Here is a 23,652-nt window from a genome sequence, read left to right as displayed (position 1 = left end):
CGGCCGAATTCTACCCGCCGCGGGGTCCGTGGTCAGGCGGTTTTCGGGTGACTCATACACTGCGTGCGACCCAGCACGCGACCGGGCTTGCGAGGACCGATGAACTGGCTCGACACGATACCTGTCGCCCTGGCGGCCGTGGGCTGGCTCATCCTGCCCGGCCTGCTCGGGGGCTATGCCATTGGCATCCGCGGTATCGCCGCCTGGGCGCTGGCACCCACCCTGAGCGTGGCCGTGATCTCGGTCACCGCGACGGTCGCCGGCAAGCTGGGCATCCACTGGTCGGTGCCGCTGGTGCTGATCGCGTCACTGCTCGTGGTCGTCGTGGCCGGGCTCGTCGCGCTGCTGCTGCGCCGGCGGTTCGCCGTCGTCCGCCCGGCCGACCCGCGGCCGGTCACCGCCGCCGGCCTGATCGGCATGCTGCCGGCGATCGCGCTGGGCGCGCTGACCATCGTGCTGGGCATGGGCAGCCCGGAGAACCTGTCGCAGACCTTCGACGCCGTCTTCCACTACAACGCGCTGGCCTACATCCTCGACAGCGGCAACGCCTCGCCGCTGACGCTGGCCAGCATCGGCACGCCGGGCATCCCGGTCGGCTTCTACCCCGGCGCCTGGCACGACTTCGCCTCGCTGACGCTGCTCAGCAGCGGCTCGTCGATCCCGGTCGCCACCAACGTGGCCACCGGGGTGATCGTCGCGGTCGGCTGGCCGCTGGGCTGCCTGCTGCTGGTCCGCCAGGTCGCCGGCCGCTCCGTCCCGGCGATGGCGATCACCGGCGTGCTCAGCACCGCCTTCACCGCGTTCCCGTGGGGCCTGATCAGCTTCGGCGTGCTGTGGCCGAACACCCTGGGCCTGGCCCTGCTGCCCGCCGGCCTGGCCGTGGTGCTGTCGATCGCCGGCCTGGCCAAGGACGACGCGCTGAGCCGCGCGCACGCCTGGGTGCTGGTCCCGGTGGTGGTGCTGGCCGGCGGCTTCGCCCACCCGAACTCGCTGTTCAGCCTGGTCGCGCTGGCCGTGGTGCCGGTGTTCATCGGCATCGGCCGCTGGGCGCTGCGGATGCGCCGCGAGGGCCGCACGTCCCGCGGCGTGATCGGCGTCGTGGTCGCGCTGGTGGTGTTCTTCGGCGCCTTCCTGTGGGCCGCGACCACGCCGATCTTCGCGCCGGTGCGCAGCTTCTACTGGAAGCCGTTCGAGACGACCGCGAAGGCGCTGGGCGAGGCGCTGCTCGGCGCGACCAACGACCGGCCGTCGCTGTGGGCGGTGTCCGCGGTGGCGATCGTGGGCCTGTTCCTGGTGTGGCGGGTGCGGGAGCAGCGCTGGCTGGTCGGCTCGTTCGCGGTGAGCGTGCTGCTGTTCGTGCTGACGGCCGCGGTGAACACGCCGATCACCATGCGGATCACCGGCTACTGGTACAACGACTCGTACCGGCTGGCCGCGATGCTGCCGGTGATCGCCGTGCCGCTGGCGGTGCTCTCGCTGGTGCGGCTGGCCGACCTGGCCCGCGAGCGGCTGACCGCGACCGAGCGGCTGGGCCGGTTGGGCGCCTCGACGCTGGCGCTGACCCTGGTTCTCACGGTCGTGCTGGCGATCCTGGGCAAGGGCCTGTACGTCGGCGACCACGTGCGGACGGTCGCGCTGAACTACACCGGCCAGGACACCTCCAACACCGGGAACCTGGTCGACAGCGACGAGCGGGCGTTCTACAACAAGATCAAGAACGAGATCCCGGAGAACGCGGTCGTCGCCAGCAACCCGTGGGACGGCAGCTCGCTGATCTGGGCGCTGATCAACCGCAAGCCGCTCTACCCGCACCTCCAGCTGACGCTGAGCCCGGAGCAGAAGTACCTGGCCAAGCACCTGATCCAGCTGGGCCAGGATCCGGCCGTGTGCACCGACGCCCGCTCGCTCGGGGTGAGCTACATGCTGATCGGCGACTTCAACTTCTGGCCGTGGGACGCGCAGATCAAGGACTACCCGGGCATCGTCGACCCGGGCTCGCGGCCGGGCTTCGAGCTGGTCGACTCCAGCGGCGAGCTGAAGCTGTACAAGATCACCGGCTGCGGTGTGATCCCGGCGCCGGCCACCCGCTGAGCGGCTGACCGGCGCCGGCTGTCGACAACGCGCCCGCGGTCCCGGCACGTACCGCCCGTCGGGGCCGGCGGGACGCGTTCCCCCCAGGCCGCAGCCTTCGTTGACAACCTGTCGACTCACGTAAGCTCACGTTTACGCCGACCACGACAAGCTATCGACTCGTCGCGCTGCGGTCAACCTCAGTTTCAAGATCAACCAACGGCTATAAGCAGAGGTTTACACTGATGCCGGCGGACCTCGGCACGGACACGAAAACGGGTGAGTGGTGACCGACGACAACGGCGCCCGCTCGATCGCGGAGAAGCTGGACACGCTGTTCCACACGGTGCATCCGAGCGGGCAGGGCGAGTACAGCCACGCCGCGGTCGCGGAGGCGATCCGCGAGCAGCAGGGCGTGGCGATCTCGCACACCTACATCTGGCAGCTGCGGACCGGCCGCCGGACCAACCCGACCATCCAGCACCTCACGGCGCTGGCCACCTTCTTCGGGGTGCCCGTCGCCTACTTCCTGGACGACAACGAGGCCGCGCGCGTCGAGCAGGACCTGGAGCTGCTGGCGGCGATGAAGAAGGCCGGCGTCACCGACATAGCGCTGCGCGCCGCCCGGCTCTCCCCCGGCAGCCGCGACACCGTGACGGCGATGCTGGACCAGATCTGGCTGCTGGAGCACCCCGAGGGCGAGGCCCCCTAGTCGGGGATGTGCCGGCTGGGACCGAAGGCGTGCCGCATCAGCGTGCGCACGCCGTCGCCGTTGCGCTGCCAGACCGCGGTCGGCAGCACGGTCAGGGCGTGCAGCCGCGACGACAGGTGCGCGCGGGCGGCGCGGGCGGCACGCGGCCAACCCTGCCGCTGCATGCGCTCCGCCGCCTCCACGAAGAAGTTGCGCGCCTCCACGAACCGCGAGCCCTCCAGCGCCGTCCAGCCGGACGCGCTGGCGGTGTGCCGCCGGTAGCGGAAGCACAGCGTGTCGTCCACGACCAGGCTCTCGCCGCGCTCCATCAGGTCCAGCACCAGCGCGAGGTCCTGGATGATGGCGAGGTCGGTGCGGAAGCCGATGGCGGTGATGGCCTTGGCCTTCCAGCACACCGACGGGAAGTACATCCAGTTGCCGCGCAGCACGCTGACGGCGAGCTCCTCGCCGCGCATCTGCCGGCGGCCGGCGACCCGGGGCGCGTACAGCCGGCGCTTGGTCTCGTCGGCCAGCGTGCGCACCGGCCGGCCGTCGCCGTCGATCACCTCGACGCCGGGCTGGATCATGCCGACGTCGGGGTAGGTGCGGTGCACGGCCCGCACGGTGCGCACGTAGTTGGGCAGCATCAGGTCGTCCGACCCGAACATCACGACCAGCTCGTGCTCGACGAGCTCAAGACACCGGTTGAAATTGCCGGTGACCCCGAGGTTGCGCTCGTTGCGGAAGTAGCGCACCCGCTCGTCGCCGAGGCCGGCGAACCACTCCGGCACGCCCTCGGCCCGGCCGTCGTCGACGACGGTCAGCCGCCACTCCGGATCGTCCTGTGCCAGCACGCTACGGACCGCGTCCTGCATCAGGGCCACGTCGCCGTAGTACGGCATCATGATGTCGACGGTGGACATGGCCGTCAGTTGTCCGCCTTGTCCTTCAGCTTCTCCTCGATCTCCAGCCGGAGAATGGCGAGGTCCTCGGCGAGCTTGCGGGTCTCGCTCTCCAGGCGGGACAGCTCCCAGGACTGGTGCACCGAGACGCCGACGGTGAACACGATCGCCACGAAGAACAGCAGGTTGGTCGGGATCGCGATGCCGATCAGGTTGGCCAGGTCGACCAGCGAGTGCGGCCAGATCGCCAGCACCAGCACGATGACAGCGACGACCAGCCACATCACCGCGTACTTCTCGGTGAACTGGCGGCGGCGCAGCATCTCGATGATGCCCGCCACCAGCACGAGGCTGGCGACGATGCCGAGGATCTGGGTTGCGACGCTCATGCCTTCACCTCGGTGGGCAGCGGGGTGTCCGCGTTCGACTTGATGTCCCAGCGCCGGATCAGGGCCAGCACCAGGGCGAAGCCGGCGCGGAACAGGTAGATCGAGGACTTCAGCGGGCTGTGGCTGGGGGTGCCCGCCCGGCGCACCCGCATGTTCACCGGCACCTGGACGATCTTGCAGCCGCCGCGGGCGGCGATGACCAGCGCCTCGATGGTGTCGCCGAGGTACTCGGTGGGGTAGTTCTCGGCGAACAGCGGCAGCGTCTTGCGGCCGGTCGCCTTGAAGCCGGACGTGGTGTCGGTGAGCTTGGTCTTGGTGACCCGCGACAGCACCACGGCCAGCACCTTCATGGCCCACTTGCGCGGGCCGGCGACATGGTAGGCGCCCTTGCCGGAGAACCGGACGCCGATCACCAGGTCGGCGTGGCCGAGCTCCGCGAGCAGGTCCTTGACCTCGACGGGGTTGTGCTGCCCGTCGGCGTCGACCTGCACGGCGGCGTCGTAGTCGTGCCGGACGGCGTAGCGGAAGCCCGCCCGCATCGCGCCGCCGACACCGAGGTTGATGGGGAGTTCGAGGACCATGGCCCCGGCCGCGCGCGCGACCCGGGCGGTGCGGTCGGTCGACCCGTCGTCGACCACGAGGACGTCGACGTCGGGCAGCGCGGCGAAGATCTCGCGCACCGTGTCGCCGACGGCCTCCTCTTCGTTCCAGGCCGGTACCACGATCAGCACGCGGTCCACGTGTTCACTCGACACGGGGGCGAGGATAGCGGCAGGCCGGACGGGCTCTGCCGGCGGCAGCGTGCCGCGTCCCTACACTGGCCCCGTCGGCCGTCAGGACCTCTCGATCGATGTGGTGAGCCAGCAGATGAGCAGCGCCGTTCCGGACAAAATCACCGCCGTCGCGACCGCGTACCACCCCGACGAGCGGCTACTCGCGGTGATCGAGGCGGCACTGACGGCGTGCACCGAGGTCATCGTGATCGACAACACCCCCGGCGGCGGCGCGGTGCTCGCCGACGACCTGCCCGACCGGGTCCGGGTGCTGCGCCCGGAGAGCAACCTCGGGCTGGCCGGCGCGCTCAACCTGGGCCTGCGCGAGCTCGGTCCGGACGCCGACGCCGTGCTGCTGCTCGACCAGGACTCGGTGCTCCCCGAGCAGCTGGTCCGCCAGCTCGCCGCGCATCTGGACAATCCGCAGGTCGGCGCGGTCGCGCCGGCTCCGTGGGACGAGATCCGGGGCTCGTTCATCGACCCCCGCACCGTGCTGCGGCCGGACGTCGCCGACCGGGACGCGGTGATCACCTCCGGCATGCTGGTGCGGCGCGAGCTGCTCGACCGGCTCGGCGGCTTCCGCACCGACTTCTTCGTCGACTGCGTGGACCAGGACTTCTGTCTGCGGCTGCGGCGCACCGGCGCGCGGATCCTCCAGGACAAGCGGGTCAAGCTGCCGCATTCGCTCGGCAACGTCGTGGAGCACAAGTTCCTGATCGGGCACGTGCGGGCCAGCCATCACCCCACCTGGCGGCTGTACTGGGTGTTCCGCAACGGCGTGGTGCTGGTGCGGGAGAACATCACCCGCACGCCGACGTGGTGCCTGGCGTCGATCCTGATCATGATCCGGTGGCTGCTGCTGACCGCGATCTACGAGAAGCCGCGCGGCAAGCGGCTGCACGCGATCTGGCGTGGCCTCGTGGACGGCGTCCGCGGCCGCACCGACGCCGCCTACATCCCGGCGGGCGGCACCGTGCTGGCCGCTGACCGGAAGTAGTCCACGGTCCGCTGCACGCCGTCATCCAGCTCGACCGTCGGCCGCCAGCCCAGGTCGCGCCGGGCCGCCGCCGCGTCCAGCGCCGACGCCCGCAGGTCGCCGAGCCGGGCCGGCGCGAAGTCCGGCTCGGCCTCGCTGCCGACGGCCTTGGCGACCAGTGTGTGCAGCTCTAGGTCCGAGGTCTGCACGCCGGTGCCGATGTTGTAGCGGCGGCCGCCGCCGACCGGACCGGCCGCGGTGACGAACGCCGCCACCACGTCGTCGACGTAGACGTAGTCACGGGTGTTGCCGCCGTCGCCGAAGACCCGGGTCGGCCGCCCGGCCAGCAGCCGGTCGGCGAACACCGCCACCACACCGGCCTCGCCGAACGGGTGCTGCCGCGGCCCGTACACGTTGGCCAGCGCGAGGTGCGTGCAGTCCAGGCCGTGTAAGCGGCGGTAGGTGTTGAGGTAGACCTCCGCCGACACCTTGGCCGCCGCGTACGGGGAGCGCGGGTCGATCGCCGCGGTCTCGGCCACCGGCAGCCGGTCGGGCATGCCGTAGATGGCCCCGCCGGACGAGGCGAAGACGATCTTGCGCGCACCGTACCGCCGGGCCGCCTCGGCGACGTTGAGCGTGCCGAGCACGTTCTGGTCGGCGTCGAACAGCGGCTCGCAGACGCTGCGCCGGACGTCGATCTGCGCGGCCAGATGGAAGACCACCTCGGGTTCGTGGCCCGCGACCACCTCGTGCACCCGAGGACTCGTCACGTCCAACTCGACCAGCTCAGCGGCCGTGTGCGCGAGGTTCTCCCGGCGGCCGCGGCGCAGGTCGTCGAGGACCAGCACCCGGTGACCGTCGCGCACCAGGCGGTCCACGAGGTGCGACCCGACGAAGCCGGCGCCGCCGGTCACCATGACACGCATGGCGAGCAGCTTAGAGAAGCTGGTCAGAGACCTTGTCGGCCACGTGTCGCCCGATCTCCAGCGAGCTCGTCGCAGCCGGTGACGGCGCGTTGAGCACGTGCACCTGGCGGGCGGCCAGCTCGAACAGGAAGTCGTCGACCAGCGAACCGTCCGGCAGCATCGCCTGCGCCCGCACTCCCGCCGCCGCCGGAACCAGGTCGTCGGCGGTGACGCTCGGCACCAGCCGGGCCAGGCTGTCCGCGAACCGCCGGCGGGACAACGACCGCGCCACCTCGCGGACGCCGGTGGCCGCGTACTTGCGGGCCAGCCGCCAGGTGCCCGGGAAGGACAGCGTGTCGGCGAGGTCCGTGGCGGAGAAGTCACGCCAGCGGTAGCCCTCGCGACGCAGCGCCAGCACAGCGTTCGGGCCGGCATGCACGCTGCCGTCGATCATGCGTGTGAGGTGCACGCCCAGGAACGGGAAGGCCGGGTCCGGCACCGGGTAGATCAGGCCGTTGACCAGCGAACGGGCCTCCGGCCGCAGCTCGTAGTACTCGCCGCGGAACGGCACGATGCGCGCCTGTGGCCGGCGGCCGGCCAGCCTCGCCACCCGGTCGGCGTGCAGGCCGGCGCAGTTGACCAGCACCTTGGCCCGCACCACGCCGTGCGGCGTGGCCACCTCGATCGCCGACGAGTTCTCCCGGATCGCCAGCGCCGGGCTCGCGCTCCACAGCTCGGCGCCGTGGTCCACCAGCTGGTCGGCGAGCACCTGGCAGACGGCCTTGTAGTCGATGATGCCGGTGCTCTCCACGCGCAGCGCCGCGACGCACTGCACCTCCGGCTCGTACTCCCGGGCCTGCGCCGCCGTCACGGTCCGGGCCGGCACGCCGTTGGCCGCGGCCCGCTCGGCCAGCACGTTCAGCGGCCCGATCTCCTCGCCGGTGACCGCGACGACGAGCTTGCCGTTGACCTCGTGCGGGATCCCGTTCTTGCGGGCGAAGTCGACCATGGACTGGTTGCCCGCCACGCACATCCGGGCCTTCAGGCTGCCCGGCTTGTAGTACAGGCCGGCGTGGATCACGCCGCTGTTGTGGCCGGTCTGGTGGGCCGCCCAGGTCGCTTCCTTCTCCAGGAGCACGACCTTGTGCCCGCGCCGCACGACGAGCTCATGCGCGGTGGCCAGCCCGACGATGCCACCGCCGACGACAACAACATCCGTGTTCGCGACCATCGGCGGACATCATGCCGTACTCAGAACCAGCGTTCGAGGACCAGTGCCAGGCCGTCCTCGGAGTTGGGCCCCGTCACCTCGTCGGCCACCTCGATCGCCTGCGGGTGCGCATTGGCCATCGCCACCCCGTGCCCGGCCCACGACAGCATCGGCACGTCGTTGGGCATGTCGCCGAAGGCCACCACGTCGGCCGCCTCGACCCCGAGCCGGTCGGCGACCTCGGCCAGGCCGGTGGCCTTGGTCACGCCGGCGGCGGAGACCTCGATCAGCCCGTTGTTGCTGGAGTACGTGACGCAGACCTCGTCGCCGAACACCGCGGTGGCCGCCTCGGCCAGCTGCCCGCTGGTCATCTCCGGGTGCCGGACCAGCATCTTGATCGCCGACTTGCCCAGCACCACGCCGCGGGGCGCGGCCGCCGAGTCCGGGTTGGGCCAGGGGTGGGTGTAGCCGGGCTCGGCGAGGAACTGCTCGCTCGCGCCGTCCATGGCGGTCGCGCCCACCCGCTCGGTGGCGATCCGGCAGCCGGGGACGGCCGCCAGCAATGCACGTGCAAGCTCCTGGAGCCGGATCGCGTCGAGTTCGTGTTTTCCGATCACATGATCGGCGCCGATGTCGTAGAGCACCGCGCCGTTGGCGCAGACGGCGTAGCCGGCCACCCCGGCGAGCTCGGCCACCCGGGGGACCCAGCGCGGGGGACGGCCGGTGACCAGCACGAACGGCACCTCGGCGGCCAACACGCGGGCAATCACCGCGGCCGTGCGAGGGCTCACGTCCTCGGCCGGCGTGAGCAGGGTGCCGTCCACGTCGGAGGCGACAAGTCGGGGCTTCTGCACCCCACCATCGTGCACTGCCTGCGCGGAAACATGCCTCCCGCTACTGTCCGAAAGGTGCGCGTTGGCATTGTGATCCTCCCCGAACACCGCTGGTGGGTGGCCGAGCCCAAGTGGCGGACGGCCGAGGAGTACGGGTTCGACCATGCCTGGACCTACGACCACCTCGGCTGGCGGTCGCTGGTGGACGGGCCATGGTTCGGCGCCGTGCCGACGCTCACCGCTGCCGCGATGGTGACCTCGCGGATCCGGCTCGGCATGATGGTGGCCTCGCCCAACTTCCGGCACCCGGTGTCGTTCGCGCGAGAGCTGACCACCCTTGACGACGTGTCGGACGGCCGGTTCACGCTCGGCGTAGGAGCGGGCGGGCTGGCCGGCTACGACAACGAGGTGCTCGGCCGGGAGCCGTTGACCCCGGGGCAGCGGGCCGGGCGGTTCGAGGAGTTCGTGGAACTGCTGGACCGGCAGCTGACGACGCCGCTGACCACGTGGGCCGGCGAGTGGTACGAGGCGGTGGAGGCGCGGTCCGCACCGGGCTGCGTGCAGTCGCCGCGGGTGCCGTTCGTGGTGGCCGCGAACGGGCCCCGCACGATGCGGCTGGCCGCCCGTTTCGGCAACGGCTGGGTCACCACCGGCGGCGACAAGCGCGACGACGTGGAGACCTGGTGGCGCGGCGTCGCCGAGGCGTCCGAGCGGATGGACGACGCCATCGCGGCCACCGACCGGCGGCTCGGCAAACTGGATCGATACCTCCAGGCCGATGCCTGCCCGACCTTCGTGCTGTCCAGCCGCGGCCTGTACGAGGACACCCTCGGCCGGGCGGCCGAACTGGGCTTCACCGACGTGGTGGCGCCGTGGCCCCGTCACGACGGCGTCTACGCCGGCGCGGAGGCCGTCCTGGAGGAGGTCGCCGCCGAGGTCCTCCCCAAACTTGTCACCTGATCGGGTGACAAACGGAACTGTCCCGGGCCGCGCCGCGTCGTAGGAGGTGCAGGCCTGGGCGAGGGGTTCCGGGACCTCCGCGGCGCCTCGTTCGGGGCGATCGGCGACGCAGAGGCTGGATAACCACGTGCGGCCCGCACTCGATCTCGGGGACCGGGTGCGGGCCGCACGTGTTTTCGCCGTCGGCTACGGCTTGAGCACCTCGACGCCGCCGACGTACGGACGCAACGCCTCGGGCACCCGCACCGAGCCGTCGGCCTGCTGGTGGTTCTCCATGATCGCGACGATCCACCGGGTCGTCGCCAGCGTGCCGTTGAGCGTGGCCACCGTCTGCGGCTTGCCGTCCGCGTCCCGGTAGCGGATGTTCAGCCGCCGCGCCTGGAAGGTGGTGCAGTTCGAGGTGGACGTCACCTCGCGGTAGGCCCGCTGGGTCGGCACCCACGCCTCGCAGTCGAACTTGCGGGCCGCCGACGCGCCCAGGTCGCCGCTGGCGGTGTCGATCACCCGGTAGGGCAGCTCGACCTTGGCCAGCATCTCCTCCTCCCACGCGAGCAGCCGCTGGTGCTCCTCGGCGGCCAGCTCCGGCGGGCAGTAGGAGAACATCTCGACCTTGTCGAACTGGTGCACGCGGATGATGCCGCGGGTGTCCTTGCCGTACGAGCCGGCCTCCCGCCGGTAGCAGGACGACCAGCCGGCGTAGCGGCGCGGCCCGGCCGACAGGTCCAGGATCTCGTCGGCGTGGTAGCCGGCCAGCGGCACCTCCGAGGTGCCGACCAGGAACAGGTCGTCGTCGCGCAGCCGGTAGACCTCGCTGGCGTGCGCGCCGAGGAAGCCGGTGCCCTCCATGATCTCCGGGCGGACCAGCGACGGCGTGATCATCGGCGTGAAGCCGGCGGCCACCGCCTGCTGCACGGCCATGCTGAGCAGGCCGACCTGGAGCTGCGCGCCGATGCCGGTGAGGAAGTAGAAGCGCGAGCCGGAGACCTTCGCGCCGCGCTCCATGTCCAGCGCGCCGAGCGACTCCATGATCTCCACGTGGTCGCGCGGCTCGAAGTCGAACTCCGGCGTCGTGCCCACGTGCTTGAGCACCACGTAGTCGTCCTCGCCGCCCTCGGGCACGCCCGGCTCGACGATGTTCTGGATCCGCTTCTGCGCGTCGACCAGCGCCGCGTCGGCCTCGGACTGCTCGGCCTCGGCCGCCTTCACCTCGGCGGCCAGCTCCTTGCCCTTGGCCAGCAGCGCCGCCCGCTCGTCGCCCTGCGCCTTGCCGACCTGCTTGCCCAGCGCCTTCTGCTCGCCGCGCAACGCGTCGGCCCGGGACACCGCGGAGCGGCGCCGCTCGTCGGCGGACAGCAACGCGTCCACCAGCGACGGGTCCTCGCCCCGCGCGCGCTGCGACGCGCGGACCGCTTCCGGGTTCTCTCGCAGTGTCCTGAGGTCAATCACCCGGAGAAATCTACCGCTTCGACTTTTCCGGCTCCCGCGGATATCCGCTCAGCTGACCGAGACCGCCACCACCAGGCCCAGCGCGACGTTCGCGGCGGCCACCACGGCGCTGGCCGGCGTGAACTTCTCGGCCGCCAGCATCGCGCCGATGTCCATCCGCATGGCGAACTCGAAGATCCGCATCACCACCACCTGGGCGATGATGCCGGCCAGGCCGAACACCAGCGCCGTGATCAGCCCGTCGGACAGCTTGGCCGGCGAGTTGTAGATCGCGATCACGATGATGAAGGCCAGGCTGAACAGGCCCGACGAGGTCACCACGGCCGCGTTCGGCCGGCCGTCGCGGACCAGCTGGGACAGCTTGCCCGGCGTGGTCCAGTCGATCACGTAGAAGCCGGCGAGCATCAGCACCAGGCCGATGACCGCGTACAGGGCGATGGCCCCGATGCCCTGTCCGAGCGAAGCGAGCGTCATGGCCAGGCAGTATTCACGACTCGACGATGCGGTGCGGCACGAAAGCGGCCCCGTCGTCGGTCACAAGTCCGACACTTTCCCGGATCCCCATGCCGGCCGCCGAGTCGTTGACGATCCAGGCGCCCAGCACCGGCCGGTAGCCGTCGAACTCGGGCAGCGGATCGAACAGTTGGTAGACGTGGCCCTCGCGGCCGTACACGCCGCCGGTCTGCGTCTCGTAGCCCGGCGCGACGATCTGCACGTTCGCGCCCTCGCGGCCCAGCAGCGGCTTGCGCACGTACTCCGTGAGCATGCCCGGGTCGTTCAGGTAGGCCGGCAGCAGGTTGGGGTGGCCGGGGTACATCTCCCACAGCACGGCCAGCAGAGCCTTGTTGGACAGCAGCATCTTCCACAGCGGCTCGACCCACAGCGTGCCCGGCAGCGACTCGACCGCGAAGTGGCCGAACTCCTCCTCGACCACCCATTCCCACGGGTAGAGCTTCACCACCGTGCTCATCGGCGCCTCCTCGAGGTCGACGAACCGCTTGAGCAGCCGGTCCCAGCCGATGTCCTCGATCGCCAGCCCGACGGTGTCCAGGCCGGCCGCGGCCGCCGTCTCCTGGAGGTAGGAGATGGTGACGTGGTCCTCGCCGGTGGTGTCGCCGCCGGACCAGGTGAAGTGCAGCTCGTTGCCCGGCAGCAGGTCGCGGATCTCGCCCCAGCGTTCCACCAGCTTCTCGTGCAGCGAGTTCCACTGGTCGTCGTCCGGGTGCAGGTCGGTCTTCCAGTTCCACTGCACGATCGACGCCTCCACCAGCGAGGTGGGCGTGTCCGCGTTGTACTCCAGCAGCTTGGCCGGGCCGCTGGCGTCGTAGCGCAGGTCGAAGCGGCCGTACACGTGCGGGTCGCGGCGCTTCCACGACTCGGCGATCGCCGGCCACAGCCACTCCGGCAGCGCGAAGTCGCGGTACCGCTCGGTGGTCACCACGTTGTCCACCGCGTCCAGGCACATCGAGTGCAGCAGCTCGACGTCGGCCTCCAGCGAGAGGATCTCGTCCATCTCGAAGACGTAGTGCGCCGACTCGTCCCAGTAGGGCCGCTGCGCGCCGTTCGCGCCGGCCGAGGGCGAGCCGAACACCAGGCCCTGCTCCGCGACGAGCTGCTGCCAGTTCGGCCGTGGCCGTGAGGTCTCCCGCCGCACCGCTCAGCTGCCCCCGCTCTTGCCCGAACTCCCGTGGCTGGACGACCCGCTGTCGCCGCCGCTGCTGTGGCTGGAGGAGCCGCTGCTCCCGCTCTTCACGCCGAAGCCGCCGCGCGAGATCGTCGATCCGCTGGTGGTCTTCACCGTGGTGCTGCCGCTGGGCGCGGTGATCGTGCCGCCGGTCGCCCGCTGGCCGATGCTGCCCGAGCCGCCGTAGTAGTAGTGGTACTGGCGGCCGCCCGGGAAGAGGAAGAACCCGCCTCCCGGGTTGTAGTAGCCGCCGTTGCCGGCGAAGTAGGACGAGTTGGTGTTGCAGTAGTCGTCGTTGACGACCACGCCGCTGCTGTCGGTGCAGCGCGCCACCACCGACTGGGAGGGGCTGGCCAGGGCGTAGCCGGCGGCCACGATGCCCACCAGGCCGACCGTGACGCCGCCGCCGATCATCACCCGCTTGCGGATCTTCTTCTTGCGGGCGAGGGCCGCCGCCTCGGCCTCCTCGTGCTCGCGCTCCTCCTTGGCCGCCCGGTCGCGCGCCCTGCGCTCCGCGAGCGTGGGCTCACGCGGCGTGGTCGAACCGTCCTGGAACCGCATCCGACCCTGTTTCGGCTGGTCAGCCTCGTCGGGGTCCATCTCGTCCGCCATAGCCGTCCTCCTGTGGTGAACGGTACCTACTCCCGGCCCGGCGCTCCGCACGGGCATCATGGTTGTGATGCCTGAACTCGCTGAGTGGTTTCATCCGAAACGGCGGACCGGCCAGACCCGGCTGCTGATGGTGGGCGCCGTGGTCGGCGCCCTGATCGTGCTGACCTCGAGCACGCTGTTCTCCTGGCCGATCCACGGCCTGTCCGCGACGGCGGCGTCCGACGACCCGAACGTGGCGTTCGACGCCCCGGACGGGAGCTGTCTGACCTGGCCGGCGGGCACCGCGAACATCAGCAAGGTGGACTGCTCGGCCAAGCACCTGTTCGAGATCGCCGGGACGCTCGACCTCACGTCGAAGTACCCGGCCGGCGCGCCGTTCCCGGACGGGACCCTGTGGCAGAAGATCGCCCAGGACAACTGCGGGCCCGTCGTGTCCAAGTTCATGGGCGGCAAGCTCGATCCGGACGGCAAGTACTCCGCCAACGCGCTCAACCCCACCGCCCAGCAGTGGTCGAGCGGCGCCCGCACCATCCGCTGCGGTCTCCAGGCGGCCGGTCCCGGCGGCGCGCTCCAGCCCACCACCGGCAGCGCCAAGGGTGGCGACCAGTCCAACATCTACCCGGTCGGGACGTGCCTGGGCATCAAGGACAAGGCCGTCGGCGACCCGGTGTCGTGCGGCGTCGCCCACTCGTACGAGATCGTCGGCATCGTCGACCTGAAGTCGCAGTTCCCCGACGGCTTCCCCGCCGACGACAAGCAGCAGACCGCGCTGGCCACCCGCTGCGGCAAGGCCGCCAGCGACTACACCAACGGCTTCGACCTGACCAAGGCCAAGCTGGGGCTGACCTGGGACACCGTCAAGCAGGAGAGCTGGAACGTCGGGTCGACCAAGGTCAACTGCAAGGTCGGTCAGAAGCTCGACGACGGCAGCGGGCTCAGCCCCGTCACCAACTCCGTCAAGGGGGTCGGCACCGGCGTGGCCGCCACGTCCACCAGCACCGCTCCCCCGCCGAGCGGCTGATGGCCGTCACCATGACCGACCGGCGCTTCGACGAGCTGGTCGGCGAGGCGCTCGACCTCATCCCGCCGCGGCTGGCCGAGGCCATGGACAACGTCGTGATCCTCGTCGAGGACCGCAACGCCGAGGACCCCACCCTGCTCGGCCTGTACCACGGCATCGCCCTCACCGAGCGGACCAGCCACTACGGCTTCGCCCTGCCCGACCAGATCTTCATCTACCGCCGGGCGATCCTGGACATCTGCCACACCGAGGACGACGTCGTCGACGAGGTCGCGGTGACCGTGGTGCACGAGATCGCCCACCACTTCGGCATCGACGACGACACTCTGCACGACCTCGGCTGGGGCTGAGCGCTCAGACGACCGGGTGGCCGGCCCAGTCGAGGCAGCGCCAGCCGGTGGGGGAATCGCCGTCGGCCTCCAGGACGACGCGGCCGGTGTTCTCCAGGCGATGCTGGTCGACGAAGTCGGCGGTGACGTTCGGGGACAGGGGCGAAGGAGCTGATGCGGATGGCGGCGCCGTGGCTGACGAGGACGACGACGCCGTCGCTGTGGCGGGAGCGGATGTCGGCGACGACGGGGAGGAAGCGGTCGAGAACGTGCTGGGCGGACTCGCCGCCGGGCATGGGCACCGACAGCTCGCCGGACTTGGTCCAGCGGTGGAAGACCTCGAAGAAGGCGGTGAGGGCCTCGGGGTCGTTACGGCACTCGAGGTCGCCGACGAAGGCCTCGTGGATGCCGTCGACGACCTGAACGGGCAGGCCGTGGGCGGCGGCGATGGGGGCGGCGGTCTCCCGGGCCCGTACGGCGACGGAGGCGTAGACGGCGACGACGGGCAGGGCGGCCAGGGACTCGGCGACGGCGGCGGCCTGGCGGCGACCGACCTCGGTGAGGGACGGCCCGGGCGGCCGGGAGTCGAGGGAGCCGATGACATTGGACGGGGTTTCGCCGTGCCGGACGAGCACCAGCCGCAGGGTGCTCACGCCGCCTCCTTCGTCGGCAGCGCGAGCGCCGCTTCTGTGTTCGATCGTTCGCTCGCAAGCGCGCTCACGCGAGCTCCCCGCGCCGCACGGCGGCCAACCACTCGGCGGCGGCGGAGAAGTCGGCGTCGGTGGTGGGGGTCCGCACGACGGTCGGTTCGCTGTCGGTCCGCGGATACGAGCCGAGGAACCGCACCTCGAGGCAGCGCCGGTGCAGGGCGGCCAGCGCGTCGCCGATGCGCTGCTCGGCGATGTGCCCCTCGACGTCCAGGTAGAACCGGTAGGTGCCGAACACCTCGCGGGTGGGCCGGGCCTCCAGCCGGGTCAGGTTGATCTCCCGCAGCGCCAGCTCGTGCAGCACGTTGGACAGCGCGCCGACCTCGTTGGGGGTGACGGCGACGAGCGACGTGCGGTCGGCCCCGGTGGGCGCGGGCAGGGCGCCGGGCTTGGCCAGCAGCAGGAACCGGGTCTTGGCGTCCTTCACGTCGCCGAGTCCGGTGACCAGCGCGGTCAGCGGGTAGTGCAGCGCGGCCACGGGCGCGCTGACGGCGGCGTCGAACTGGCCGGCGAGCACCTCCTTGGCGGCGGCCGCGGTGGAGCTGGTGGCGATCGCGGTGGCCTTGGGCAGGTTGGTCTCCAGCCACTCCCGGACCTGCGCCAGCCCATGGGGATGGCTGGCGACGGTGCGGATGGCGTCCAGCGTCATGCCCTCCCGCACGAGCAGGCTGAACTCGACCTGGAGCACGTGTTCGGCGACGGCCACGACGGGCTCGCCCAGCGCCAACGCGTCCATGGTGGCGGGCACGGCGCCCTCGACGGAGTTCTCCACCGGCACGCAGCCGCGGTCCACCTCGCCGGCGCGCACGGCGGCGACCACGGCGGGGGTGGTGGCAAACGGCACGAACTCGTTCGTCTCGGGATCGGCCAGCTGGCGCACGGCCTGCTCGGTGAAGGTTCCCTGCGGTCCGAAATAGCCGATGCGCGACACGCCCCACACCCTACGACGGGGCGTCGAGCGGACGTCGTTGAGGCATATATCACCCACTCGGACGGTGGCCTCCCCAGTTACGCGGCGTGTCGGTCGCCTGCAATGCTTGGGCTGTGACCGCCGACCCGGAGGGCGACCTGGCCACTCCGCCGCTCGAACTCGTGCTGTGCGCCGTCGAGGCGCCGCTGGCGCGGGCGTGGCAGACCGTCGCCGAGAACCGTCCCGGCATCCGCGTGCATCCCGGCTCCGTGCTGGACATCGAGGCCGAGGCCGTGGTCAGCCCGGCCAACTCGTTCGGCTGGATGCGGGGCGGCATCGACGCGCTCTACTCGCGGGCCTTCCCGGACGTGGAGCAGAACGTGCGCAGCGGGGTGCTCGCCTACCACGGCGGCGAACTTCCCGTGGGTGAAGCCATCATCGTGCCAACGGGTGAAGCCGCGCCCGAATGGATGATCAGCGCTCCCACTATGCGTGAACCCGGCGAGCAGCTGCCGGCGGACACTGTGCACCCCTATCTCGCCGCCCGAGCGGTGTTCCGGCTGTGGCTGCACGCCCGGCTGGAGACCGGCGTCCCGGTGCGCGACGCGGTGCACACCATCGCGATGCCGGGCCTGGGCACCGGGGTCGGCGAGGTGGAGCCGCAGACCTGCGCCCGCCAGGTGGCGGCGGCGTGGGACGAGGTCTTCAGCGAGCTGACGACCGCCAGCTGATCAGCCGGCCGGCAGCTCCCGCACCAGGTCGACCTCGTCGTGCAGCGGGATGTCGTAGCACCCGATCTCGGGGATCTGCGGCTTGAGCCGCCGCGCCTCGTCGGCCGCACCCGGCCGCACCGCGACCAGCCGGAAGTCCCGGCGCTGGTAGAAGCGCAGCGCGTCCAGGTTGTCGTTGGTGGTGGTGACGACCAGCCGGCGCACCTCTCGCCGGCGGGCCTCGTCGGCGACCGCGGTCAGCAGCGCCGAGCCGACGCCGCCGTTGGGCGTGATCGCGTCGATGGTGACGATCTCCAGGGCGTCGCCGCCGACGTCGTAGGTGAGCAGGCCGGCGAGCCGCCCGTCGCGGACGGCGACCAGGCCCGGGAGTTCGGCGGGCCGGAACACGGTGCCGTGCGCCACGGCGGTGACCGCACCCCACCGGCTGGCGACGAACCGGCCGAGCGCCGCCCGGTCCGTGTTCACGACGGGCTTGATCCGCAGCGTGTTCTCGGCCACCCGTCAACGGTGGCACACCGAATTCGACTACGGGCTACCTTTAATCGGTGACGGTCAGCGTGTTGCTCGTCGACGACCACGAGATCGTCCGGCGCGGCCTGCGGGACCTCCTCGACAGCGAGGCCGACATCGACGTGGTCGCGGAGGCCGGCGGCGTGGGCGAGGCTCTCGTGCTGGCCCAGGCCCACAAACCGGACGTCGCCGTGGTCGACATGCGGCTGCCCGACGGCGACGGCGTGACGCTGTGCCGTGACCTGCGGGCGCTCACCGACGGCCCCCGCTGCCTGGTGCTCACGGCCTTCGACGACGAGGAGGCGCTGGTCAACGCCATCCTCGCCGGCGCCTCCGGCTACCTGCTCAAGCAGGTCCGCGGCCAGGACCTGGTGCAGGCGGTCCGGGAGGTCGCGGCCGGTCGTTCGCTGCTCGACCCCGTGACGACGGCGCACGTGCTGGAGCGGATGCGCCGCCCGGAGCCGACCGACGAGCTGGCGCCGCTGACCGAGCAGGAGCGCAAGGTGCTGACGCTGATCGGCGACGGTCTGACCAACCGGCAGATCGCGGAACGCCTGTTCCTGGCGGAGAAGACCGTCAAGAACTACGTGACGGCGGTGCTGGCCAAGCTCGGCATGGAGCGCCGCACGCAGGCGGCGGCCTGGGTGGCCAAGCGGTCCCGCGACTAGAGGGGTACCTCCCACAGCACCGACGTGCCGGTACGGGCGCTGGACTCCACCACGCAGCGGCCGCCGGCGGCTTCGGCGCGCTCCTCGAGGTGCAACAGGCCGCGCCGGGTGACGCCCGGTGGGATGCCGCAGCCGTTGTCGACGACCTTGAGGTGCAGGCCGGCCTGGTCTCGGCACAGCGACACCGTGACGGCGCTGGCGCCGGAGTGTCGGACCACGTTGGACAGTGCCTCGCGCAGCGCGGCCCGAGCGTGGTCGGCGACGGCCGGCGGCACGTCGGCGAAGTCTCCGTTGGTCTCGAACGACGGCTCGAAACCGAGCAGCTCGCCGGCGGTCGCGACCTCGGCGCGGGCGGTCTCCAGCAGCGCGGGCGTCGGGTAGCGGGGGTCGGCGTTGCGCAGCGATCGGACGGTGGCCCGCACCTCGGCGATGGTCTGGTCGAGCTGGTCGACGGCGTCCGCCAAACGCTTGCCCTCGGTCGGCGAGAGCTTGTTGCCCAGCTGCCGGCCGAGCAGGTCCAGCTGCACGCCGGCGCCGTAGAGCCGCTGGATGATCACGTCGTGCAGGTCGCGGGCGATGCGCTCGCGCTCCTGGTAGACGGCGACGCGTTCGCGGGCGGTCGCGCCCTCGGCCAGCACGAGCGCCAGCCCGGCCTGCGCGGCGAACGAGTTGAGCACGTCCACTGTGGCCGGCCCGAACGGCTCGTGCCCGCGCCGCCGGTACACGGCCAGCGCGCCGAGCCGCCGCTCCTTGGTGCCGAACGGAACCACCGCGAACGGCCCGTACAGCCGCAGGATCGGCGGCACGAACGGCGCGGTGCTCGGGTCGGAGGTGAAGTCGGAGACCATCACCGGCTCGCCGCCCCGTGCCACCCGCGCGGCGACGGACCGGGAGGAAAGCACGGTGCCGACGGGGTCGACGCCGCCGTAAGCGGCCTCGACGGTCAGCTTGTCGTCCTCGCCACGCACGCCGACCAGGCACAGGTGCGCGCCCGCCAGCGCGGCGGCACCGCGGACCACCAGCGGCAGCACGGCGTCGGGGTCCTCCCCGGACAGTGCGGCGTTGGTGATCTCGGTGGCGACCTGGAGGGTTCGGCTGGCGAGTGCGGGATCCATGATTCGCATTCGAGCCTAGACCGCCTCTCGCTGGCGCGACCGGATCGTGCCGCCGCTCACCTCGATCACCAGGTCGGCGTCGGCCGCCTCGTCGAGCCGGTGGGTGACGTGCACGACGGTACGGCCGGCGAGCCGGCTCCGCAGCCGCTGGAGCAGCGCCTGGGCGGTCGGCTCGTCCAGGTGCGCGGTGGGCTCGTCCAGCAGCACGAGGTCGGCATGATCGGCCCGCAGCAGGGCACGGGCCATCGCCAGCCGCTGCGCCTCGCCACCGGACACCGCCGCCCCGCCGGTGCCGACGACGACGTCCAGCCGGTCGGTCCAGGCGGGCAGTTGGGCGTCGCAAAGAGCTTCGCGCAGACGTTCGTCCGACGCCCCGGGATCGCCCAGCCGCAGGTTTTCGCGCACGGTCGTGGACACCAGTTGCGGCTCCTGCGGGCACCACGACACAACGGCCGGCACCTCGGCCGCGCCGCTTTCGGGGGGCAGGAAACCCAGCAGCAGCGCCACGAGCGTGGACTTGCCCGCGCCGGACGGCCCGATCACGGCGACGTGGCTGCCGGCCGGCACGTCCAGGTCGACGCCGCGCAGCGCGGGCCGTTCGGCGCCCGGCCAGCGGACATCCACGCCGGTCAACAAGATTGTGTTGCGGGGTGAAGGGCTCTCCCGACGAGTCGAGCCCTCCTCCCCGCAACTCCCGGTCAGCTCAGTGACCCGCTGAAAGGCGGACCTAAGGGCACCCCACTGCTGAGCCGCCGGGGGAATGGCCGCGACCGCTTCGGTCGTGGCCAACGGCACCAGTGCCAACAGCGGCACCAGCACCGGGTCGAGCCCGGCGGCCGAGGCGGCCAGCCAGGAACAGATCAGGGTCGCCACGCCGATCGAGGCGATGACGACAGCGTTCGCGGCACCCGCGCCCAGCGCCTGCCGACGGGCGGTGGCGGCCAGTTCGGCGTCGACGGCGGCGAGTTCGGCCCGGCGGCGGCGGACCGCGCCGAAGGCGATCAGATCGGGCGCGGCGTCGAACAGCGTGAGCACCTTCGCGGCGACGTCCCGTCGGCCGGCGGCCAGCGCGGTGGTGGCCCGCCGCTCCACCAGCAGCGCCACCGCAGGCCCGCCGACACCGGCGACCAGCAGCGCGGCCGCGAACACCACGCCGGCGGCGGGCAGCACGGCCGTCTCCAGGGCGACGGCGCCGATGACCACGAGCAGGCCGACCAGCGGCGGCACCAGCACGCGCGGCACCAGGTCCCGCACGGTGTCGGTGTCGTCGACCAGGCGCTGCACGCCGTCGGTGCGGCGCAGCGTGATCGTACGGGCCGGGCCGATGCGGACCAGGGCGTCCCACAGCTGTCCACGCAGGCTGCCCCCGAGCCGGAACGCGGCGTCGTGCGTGACCAGGCGCTCCACGTACCGCAGCGCGCCCTTGCCCAGGCCGAACGCCCGCACCGCGACCACGGCCACCGCGAGTGCGGCCTCCGGCGGTTGCTGGGACGCGCGGGCGATCAGCCAGGCTGCGGTGGCGGTCAGCGCGATGCCACTGCCCACGGCCAGCACACCGAGCAGGACGCCGATCATGGACCGGCGGTTCAGCAGGTCGGCGATGCGTGCGCGCGGTGCCACGAAGTCCGCCTTCGCTGCCTGAGACGCCACCGCGGCCACCGTGGCGGCGTCCTCGGCAGCGGCGACGCGGTGCGTCGCTAGCAGCACGCCCACGCCGTTCGCGGCGGCGTCCTCGATCGCCGCCATGACCAGGCCGGCGGTCGCCGGGTCCAGGTGTGCGGTCGGCTCGTCCAGCAGCAGCCAGCGCGCCCCCTGCTCGACGCGCAGCAGGGCGCGGGCGATCGCCACCCGCTGCCGCTCGCCCGTGGACAGCTCGACGATCGGCCGCTCCAGCAGGTGCGCCGCGCCGACCCTGGCGGTCACGCCGACCAGGTCGCCGCCGACCAGCGCCAGCTCGTCCGCCACGATCTCGGCGCTGAACGCCGGCCGCTGCGGCACCCACGCCACCTGCCGTCGCCAAGTCGACAAATCCACTGTAGACAGATCGACACCGCCGACCGTGACCAGGCCTCGCGTCGGCCGCACGAAACCCAGGAGCACGGCCAAGGTGGTCGATTTCCCCGCCCCACTGGGCGAATCCAGCCGCGTGATGTGTCCTGATCGGACGGTGAACGAGGCGCCGTCGGGTGCCAGCGCGCCGCGCCGCTCCACCGAGAGCCGGTCCACCTTGATCTCGCCGTCGGCGATCGCGCCGCCGCCCCGTTCGACGTGGTCGATCTCGGCGACCCGGCGCACCGCCTCCAGCCCGTCCTCACTGGCATGGAAGGCCGCGCCGGCGGCGCGCAGCGGCAGGTAGCACTCCGGCGTCAGCACGAGCACCAGCAACCCGGTGGCGAGGCCGAGCGTGCCGCCGACCAGCCGCAGGCCGATGTCCACGGCGACCAGCGCGACCGACAGCGTGGCAATGGTTTCCAGCGCGAACGCCGACAGGAAGGCCACCCGCAGCGTCGACCCGGTGGCCTTGCGGTGCTGGTCCCCGACCCGCCGCACCGCCTCGGCCTGCGCCTCCGCCCGACCGAACGCGGTCAGCACCGGCAGCGCCCGCACCAGCTCCAGCAGGTGCCCGGACAGCCGCGCGGTGGCGTCGGCGGACTTGGCCGTGCGCTGCTCGGTGTACTTGCCGATGAGGATGGCGAACACCGGGATCAGCGGCACGGTGACGGCGACCAGCACCGCCGACTGCACGTCCTGGAACAGGATCGCCACACCCACCAGCAATGGCACCACCGCGGCGGTCACCAGCGCCGGTAGGTAGCGGGTGAAGTACGCGTCCAGGGCGTCCAAACCCTTGGTGGCCAACACAGTCAGCTCGGCCGGCCCGTGCGTGGCGATCCACTCCGGGCCGAGGGCGAGCGCCCGGTCCAACGCCCGCGCCCGCAGCTCCTCCTTGGCCCCGGCGGCGGCCCGCGCGGACATGGTGTCCAGCGCCCACACCAGCACCGATCGGGCCACCACCGCACCGGCCAGCAACGCGAACGGCCGGTCGCCGTGCCCGGTGACCACGGACGCGAGCACCGACGACAGCGCCCACGCCTGCGCCACGATGGCGACGGCGTTGAGCACCGAGAGCGCGCCGCACACCCCCAGCGCACGGCGCGCGCTCGGCGACAGCGCCGGTAGGTCTCCCAGCGGTCCCCGGCTCACGGCACGTGCACCGGCGGGATGTGCGCGGCGTTGATCCGCTTGCGGAACACCCAGTACGTCCAGCCCTGGTAGACGAGGATCGCCGGAGTGCCGAACGCCGCCACCCACGTGATCACGCCCAGCGTGTACGGGCTCGACGCCGCGTTGGCCACCGTGATCGAGTACGTCGGGTCCACAGTGGACGAGATGATGTTCGGGAAGTCGGAGCCGAACAGGGCCGCCGTCGCGGTCGCGATGAGCACCCCCAGCAGCGCGAAGGCCTGTCCTTCGCGCCCGGCGGCCAACCGCACCAGCGCGCCGGCCCCGGCCAGCAGCCCGACCGCCGCGATCACGATCGTCACCAGCCCGCCCTGCCGCACCTGCACCGCCACCATGAGCGCGGCCAGCGGCAGCAGGCAGAACGGCCCGACCCGCAGCGCCAGCGCGCGGGCCCGTCGGCGGATGTCGCCGTCGGTCTTGAGCGCCACGAACACCGCGCCGTGCACCAGGCTGAAGCCGGCCAGCGCCAGCGCGCCCAGCACCGCCGGCCACGTGAACAGGGCGAGGAAACCGCCCTCCAGCACGCCGTTCTTGCCGATCGGCAGCCCGGTCGCGACGCCGGTGATCACCAGACCCCAGCCCAGCGGCGGGATCCACGAGCCGAGCGTGATCACCACGTCCCAGCCGCGCCGCCAGCGGTCGCTGTCCACCTTGCCGCGGTACTCGAACGCGACCCCGCGCCCGATCAGACCGAGCAGGATGAGCAGCACCGGCAGGTACTCGGCCGAGAGCATGGTGGCGTACCAGGGCGGGAACGCGGCGAAGGTGGCGCCGATGGCGACGATCACCCACACCTCGTTGCCGTCCCAGACCGGGCCGATGGTGTTCACCAGCACCCGGCGCTCGGTGTTGTCCCGGGCCAGCAGCCGGGTCAGCATGCCGACGCCGAAGTCGAAGCCCTCCAGGAAGAAGTAGCCCGTCCAGAGCGCGGCGATCACCCAGAACCACAGGGTTGGCAGGTCCACGG

Annotated in this window: 23 protein-coding genes and 1 pseudogene; 8 read left to right on the top strand and 16 right to left on the bottom strand. The window is 71.8% G+C overall.

The window, feature by feature from the left end; all coding sequences use genetic code 11:
• The first annotated feature begins 99 nt into the window (after positions 1-99).
• Together BCF44_RS13390 and BCF44_RS13385 are read left to right on the top strand one after the other, a co-directional pair.
• Complete coding sequence (locus BCF44_RS13390; protein WP_116174560.1) at positions 100-2,091, top strand: DUF6541 family protein; 1,992 nt, start codon at positions 100-102, stop codon at positions 2,089-2,091.
• Between the two features lie 265 nt (positions 2,092-2,356).
• Positions 2,357-2,782, top strand: a complete 426-nt coding sequence (locus BCF44_RS13385) for a helix-turn-helix domain-containing protein (protein ID WP_116174916.1) — start codon at positions 2,357-2,359, stop codon at positions 2,780-2,782.
• Here BCF44_RS13385 and BCF44_RS13380 read toward each other — a convergent pair.
• Genes BCF44_RS13380 through BCF44_RS13370 form a run of 3 tightly spaced genes read right to left on the bottom strand, consistent with a single transcriptional unit; the run spans position 2,779 to position 4,807 of the window.
• Positions 2,779-3,684, bottom strand: coding sequence for a glycosyltransferase family 2 protein (locus BCF44_RS13380; RefSeq protein WP_116174559.1), 906 nt, complete (start codon positions 3,682-3,684; stop codon positions 2,779-2,781). The genes BCF44_RS13385 and BCF44_RS13380 overlap by 4 nt on opposite strands.
• Positions 3,685-3,689: 5 nt before the next feature.
• Complete coding sequence (locus BCF44_RS13375; protein ID WP_116174558.1) at positions 3,690-4,052, bottom strand: DUF2304 domain-containing protein; 363 nt, start codon at positions 4,050-4,052, stop codon at positions 3,690-3,692.
• Positions 4,049-4,807 carry a glycosyltransferase family 2 protein gene (locus tag BCF44_RS13370; protein WP_246015001.1) on the bottom strand — a complete coding sequence of 253 codons (759 nt, stop codon included), beginning with the start codon at positions 4,805-4,807 and terminating at the stop codon, positions 4,049-4,051. Before BCF44_RS13370 ends, BCF44_RS13375 begins: the two co-directional genes overlap by 4 nt.
• Before the next feature lie 112 nt (positions 4,808-4,919).
• On the opposite strand from BCF44_RS13370, the gene BCF44_RS13365 reads away from it, so the two are divergent.
• Entirely contained in the window at positions 4,920-5,822 is a 903-nt protein-coding gene (locus BCF44_RS13365) for a glycosyltransferase (protein ID WP_147328483.1), read from the top strand.
• Here the strand turns inward: BCF44_RS13365 and BCF44_RS13360 are convergent.
• From BCF44_RS13360 to BCF44_RS13350, 3 genes are read right to left on the bottom strand one after another with little or no spacing between them, the layout of a single operon-like run.
• Positions 5,777-6,727 carry an NAD-dependent epimerase/dehydratase family protein gene (locus BCF44_RS13360; protein WP_116174555.1) on the bottom strand — a complete coding sequence of 317 codons (951 nt, stop codon included), beginning with the start codon at positions 6,725-6,727 and terminating at the stop codon, positions 5,777-5,779. The genes BCF44_RS13365 and BCF44_RS13360 overlap by 46 nt on opposite strands.
• Positions 6,728-6,737: 10 nt before the next feature.
• Positions 6,738-7,937, bottom strand: coding sequence for an L-2-hydroxyglutarate oxidase (gene lhgO / locus BCF44_RS13355; protein WP_116174554.1), 1,200 nt, complete (start codon positions 7,935-7,937; stop codon positions 6,738-6,740).
• Between the two features lie 20 nt (positions 7,938-7,957).
• Positions 7,958-8,770 (bottom strand): HAD family hydrolase, encoded by an 813-nt coding sequence (locus BCF44_RS13350; protein ID WP_116174553.1) that lies wholly within the window; start codon positions 8,768-8,770, stop codon positions 7,958-7,960.
• A gap of 54 nt (positions 8,771-8,824) precedes the next feature.
• On the opposite strand from BCF44_RS13350, the gene BCF44_RS13345 reads away from it, so the two are divergent.
• Complete coding sequence (locus tag BCF44_RS13345; RefSeq protein WP_116174552.1) at positions 8,825-9,709, top strand: LLM class flavin-dependent oxidoreductase; 885 nt, start codon at positions 8,825-8,827, stop codon at positions 9,707-9,709.
• Between the two features lie 186 nt (positions 9,710-9,895).
• Here BCF44_RS13345 and serS read toward each other — a convergent pair whose 3' ends face one another.
• The 4 genes from serS to BCF44_RS13325 are packed head-to-tail and all read right to left on the bottom strand — an operon-like array spanning position 9,896 to position 13,451.
• Entirely contained in the window at positions 9,896-11,155 is a 1,260-nt protein-coding gene (gene serS, locus BCF44_RS13340; protein ID WP_116174551.1) for a serine--tRNA ligase, read from the bottom strand.
• A 48-nt stretch (positions 11,156-11,203) separates the two neighbouring features.
• The gene (locus BCF44_RS13335) at positions 11,204-11,629 is read right to left on the bottom strand and encodes a DUF350 domain-containing protein (RefSeq protein ID WP_116174550.1); all 426 of its coding nucleotides are present in this window, start codon (positions 11,627-11,629) and stop codon (positions 11,204-11,206) included.
• A 13-nt stretch (positions 11,630-11,642) separates the two neighbouring features.
• A complete protein-coding gene (locus BCF44_RS13330; RefSeq protein ID WP_116174549.1) occupies positions 11,643-12,809 on the bottom strand; it encodes a glutathionylspermidine synthase family protein in 1,167 nt (388 codons plus the stop codon).
• Positions 12,810-12,812: 3 nt separating this feature from the next.
• Positions 12,813-13,451 (bottom strand): hypothetical protein, encoded by a 639-nt coding sequence (locus BCF44_RS13325; RefSeq protein WP_211353014.1) that lies wholly within the window; start codon positions 13,449-13,451, stop codon positions 12,813-12,815.
• A 67-nt stretch (positions 13,452-13,518) separates the two neighbouring features.
• Between BCF44_RS13325 and BCF44_RS13320 the strand changes: the two genes are divergently transcribed.
• Positions 13,519-14,472 (top strand): septum formation family protein, encoded by a 954-nt coding sequence (locus tag BCF44_RS13320; RefSeq protein ID WP_116174548.1) that lies wholly within the window; start codon positions 13,519-13,521, stop codon positions 14,470-14,472.
• Positions 14,472-14,822 carry a metallopeptidase family protein gene (locus BCF44_RS13315; RefSeq protein ID WP_116174547.1) on the top strand — a complete coding sequence of 117 codons (351 nt, stop codon included), beginning with the start codon at positions 14,472-14,474 and terminating at the stop codon, positions 14,820-14,822. Before BCF44_RS13320 ends, BCF44_RS13315 begins: the two co-directional genes overlap by 1 nt.
• A gap of 212 nt (positions 14,823-15,034) precedes the next feature.
• On the opposite strand, the pseudogene BCF44_RS58945 reads toward BCF44_RS13315, so the two are convergent.
• Together BCF44_RS58945 and pheA are read right to left on the bottom strand one after the other, a co-directional pair.
• Positions 15,035-15,436, bottom strand: a pseudogene (locus tag BCF44_RS58945) (histidine phosphatase family protein); the annotation flags it as partial.
• A gap of 82 nt (positions 15,437-15,518) precedes the next feature.
• Positions 15,519-16,439: a prephenate dehydratase gene (gene pheA / locus BCF44_RS13305; protein ID WP_116174546.1), complete on the bottom strand. Its 921-nt coding sequence runs from the start codon at positions 16,437-16,439 to the stop codon at positions 15,519-15,521.
• Between the two features lie 113 nt (positions 16,440-16,552).
• On the opposite strand from pheA, the gene BCF44_RS13300 reads away from it, so the two are divergent.
• A complete protein-coding gene (locus tag BCF44_RS13300) occupies positions 16,553-17,149 on the top strand; it encodes a macro domain-containing protein (RefSeq protein WP_116174545.1) in 597 nt (198 codons plus the stop codon).
• Here BCF44_RS13300 and BCF44_RS13295 read toward each other — a convergent pair whose 3' ends face one another.
• Entirely contained in the window at positions 17,150-17,647 is a 498-nt protein-coding gene (locus tag BCF44_RS13295) for a GNAT family N-acetyltransferase (RefSeq protein ID WP_246015000.1), read from the bottom strand. It lies immediately after the preceding gene.
• A gap of 47 nt (positions 17,648-17,694) precedes the next feature.
• Between BCF44_RS13295 and BCF44_RS13290 the strand changes: the two genes are divergently transcribed.
• Positions 17,695-18,327, top strand: a complete 633-nt coding sequence (locus BCF44_RS13290) for a response regulator (protein WP_116174544.1) — start codon at positions 17,695-17,697, stop codon at positions 18,325-18,327.
• On the opposite strand, the gene BCF44_RS13285 is transcribed toward BCF44_RS13290, so the two are convergent.
• Genes BCF44_RS13285 through cydB form a run of 3 tightly spaced genes read right to left on the bottom strand, consistent with a single transcriptional unit; the run spans position 18,324 to position 23,650 of the window.
• On the bottom strand, positions 18,324-19,442 hold the full coding sequence (locus BCF44_RS13285; RefSeq protein WP_116174913.1) for a GAF domain-containing sensor histidine kinase: 1,119 nt from the start codon (positions 19,440-19,442) through the stop codon (positions 18,324-18,326). The two genes, BCF44_RS13290 and BCF44_RS13285, sit on opposite strands and share 4 nt — an antisense overlap.
• Before the next feature lie 15 nt (positions 19,443-19,457).
• Complete coding sequence (gene cydD / locus BCF44_RS13280) at positions 19,458-22,646, bottom strand: thiol reductant ABC exporter subunit CydD (RefSeq protein ID WP_246014999.1); 3,189 nt, start codon at positions 22,644-22,646, stop codon at positions 19,458-19,460.
• Positions 22,643-23,650, bottom strand: coding sequence for a cytochrome d ubiquinol oxidase subunit II (gene cydB, locus BCF44_RS13275; protein WP_116174543.1), 1,008 nt, complete (start codon positions 23,648-23,650; stop codon positions 22,643-22,645). Before cydB ends, cydD begins: the two co-directional genes overlap by 4 nt.
• Between the last annotated feature and the right edge of the window lie 2 nt (positions 23,651-23,652).

Origin of the sequence: Kutzneria buriramensis (genome assembly GCF_003387475.1) — a bacterium.
Lineage (GTDB): Bacteria > Actinomycetota > Actinomycetes > Mycobacteriales > Pseudonocardiaceae > Kutzneria > Kutzneria buriramensis.
The sequence above is the reverse complement of the archived record's forward strand: the minus strand, read 5'-3'. Positions and strand labels throughout refer to the sequence as shown.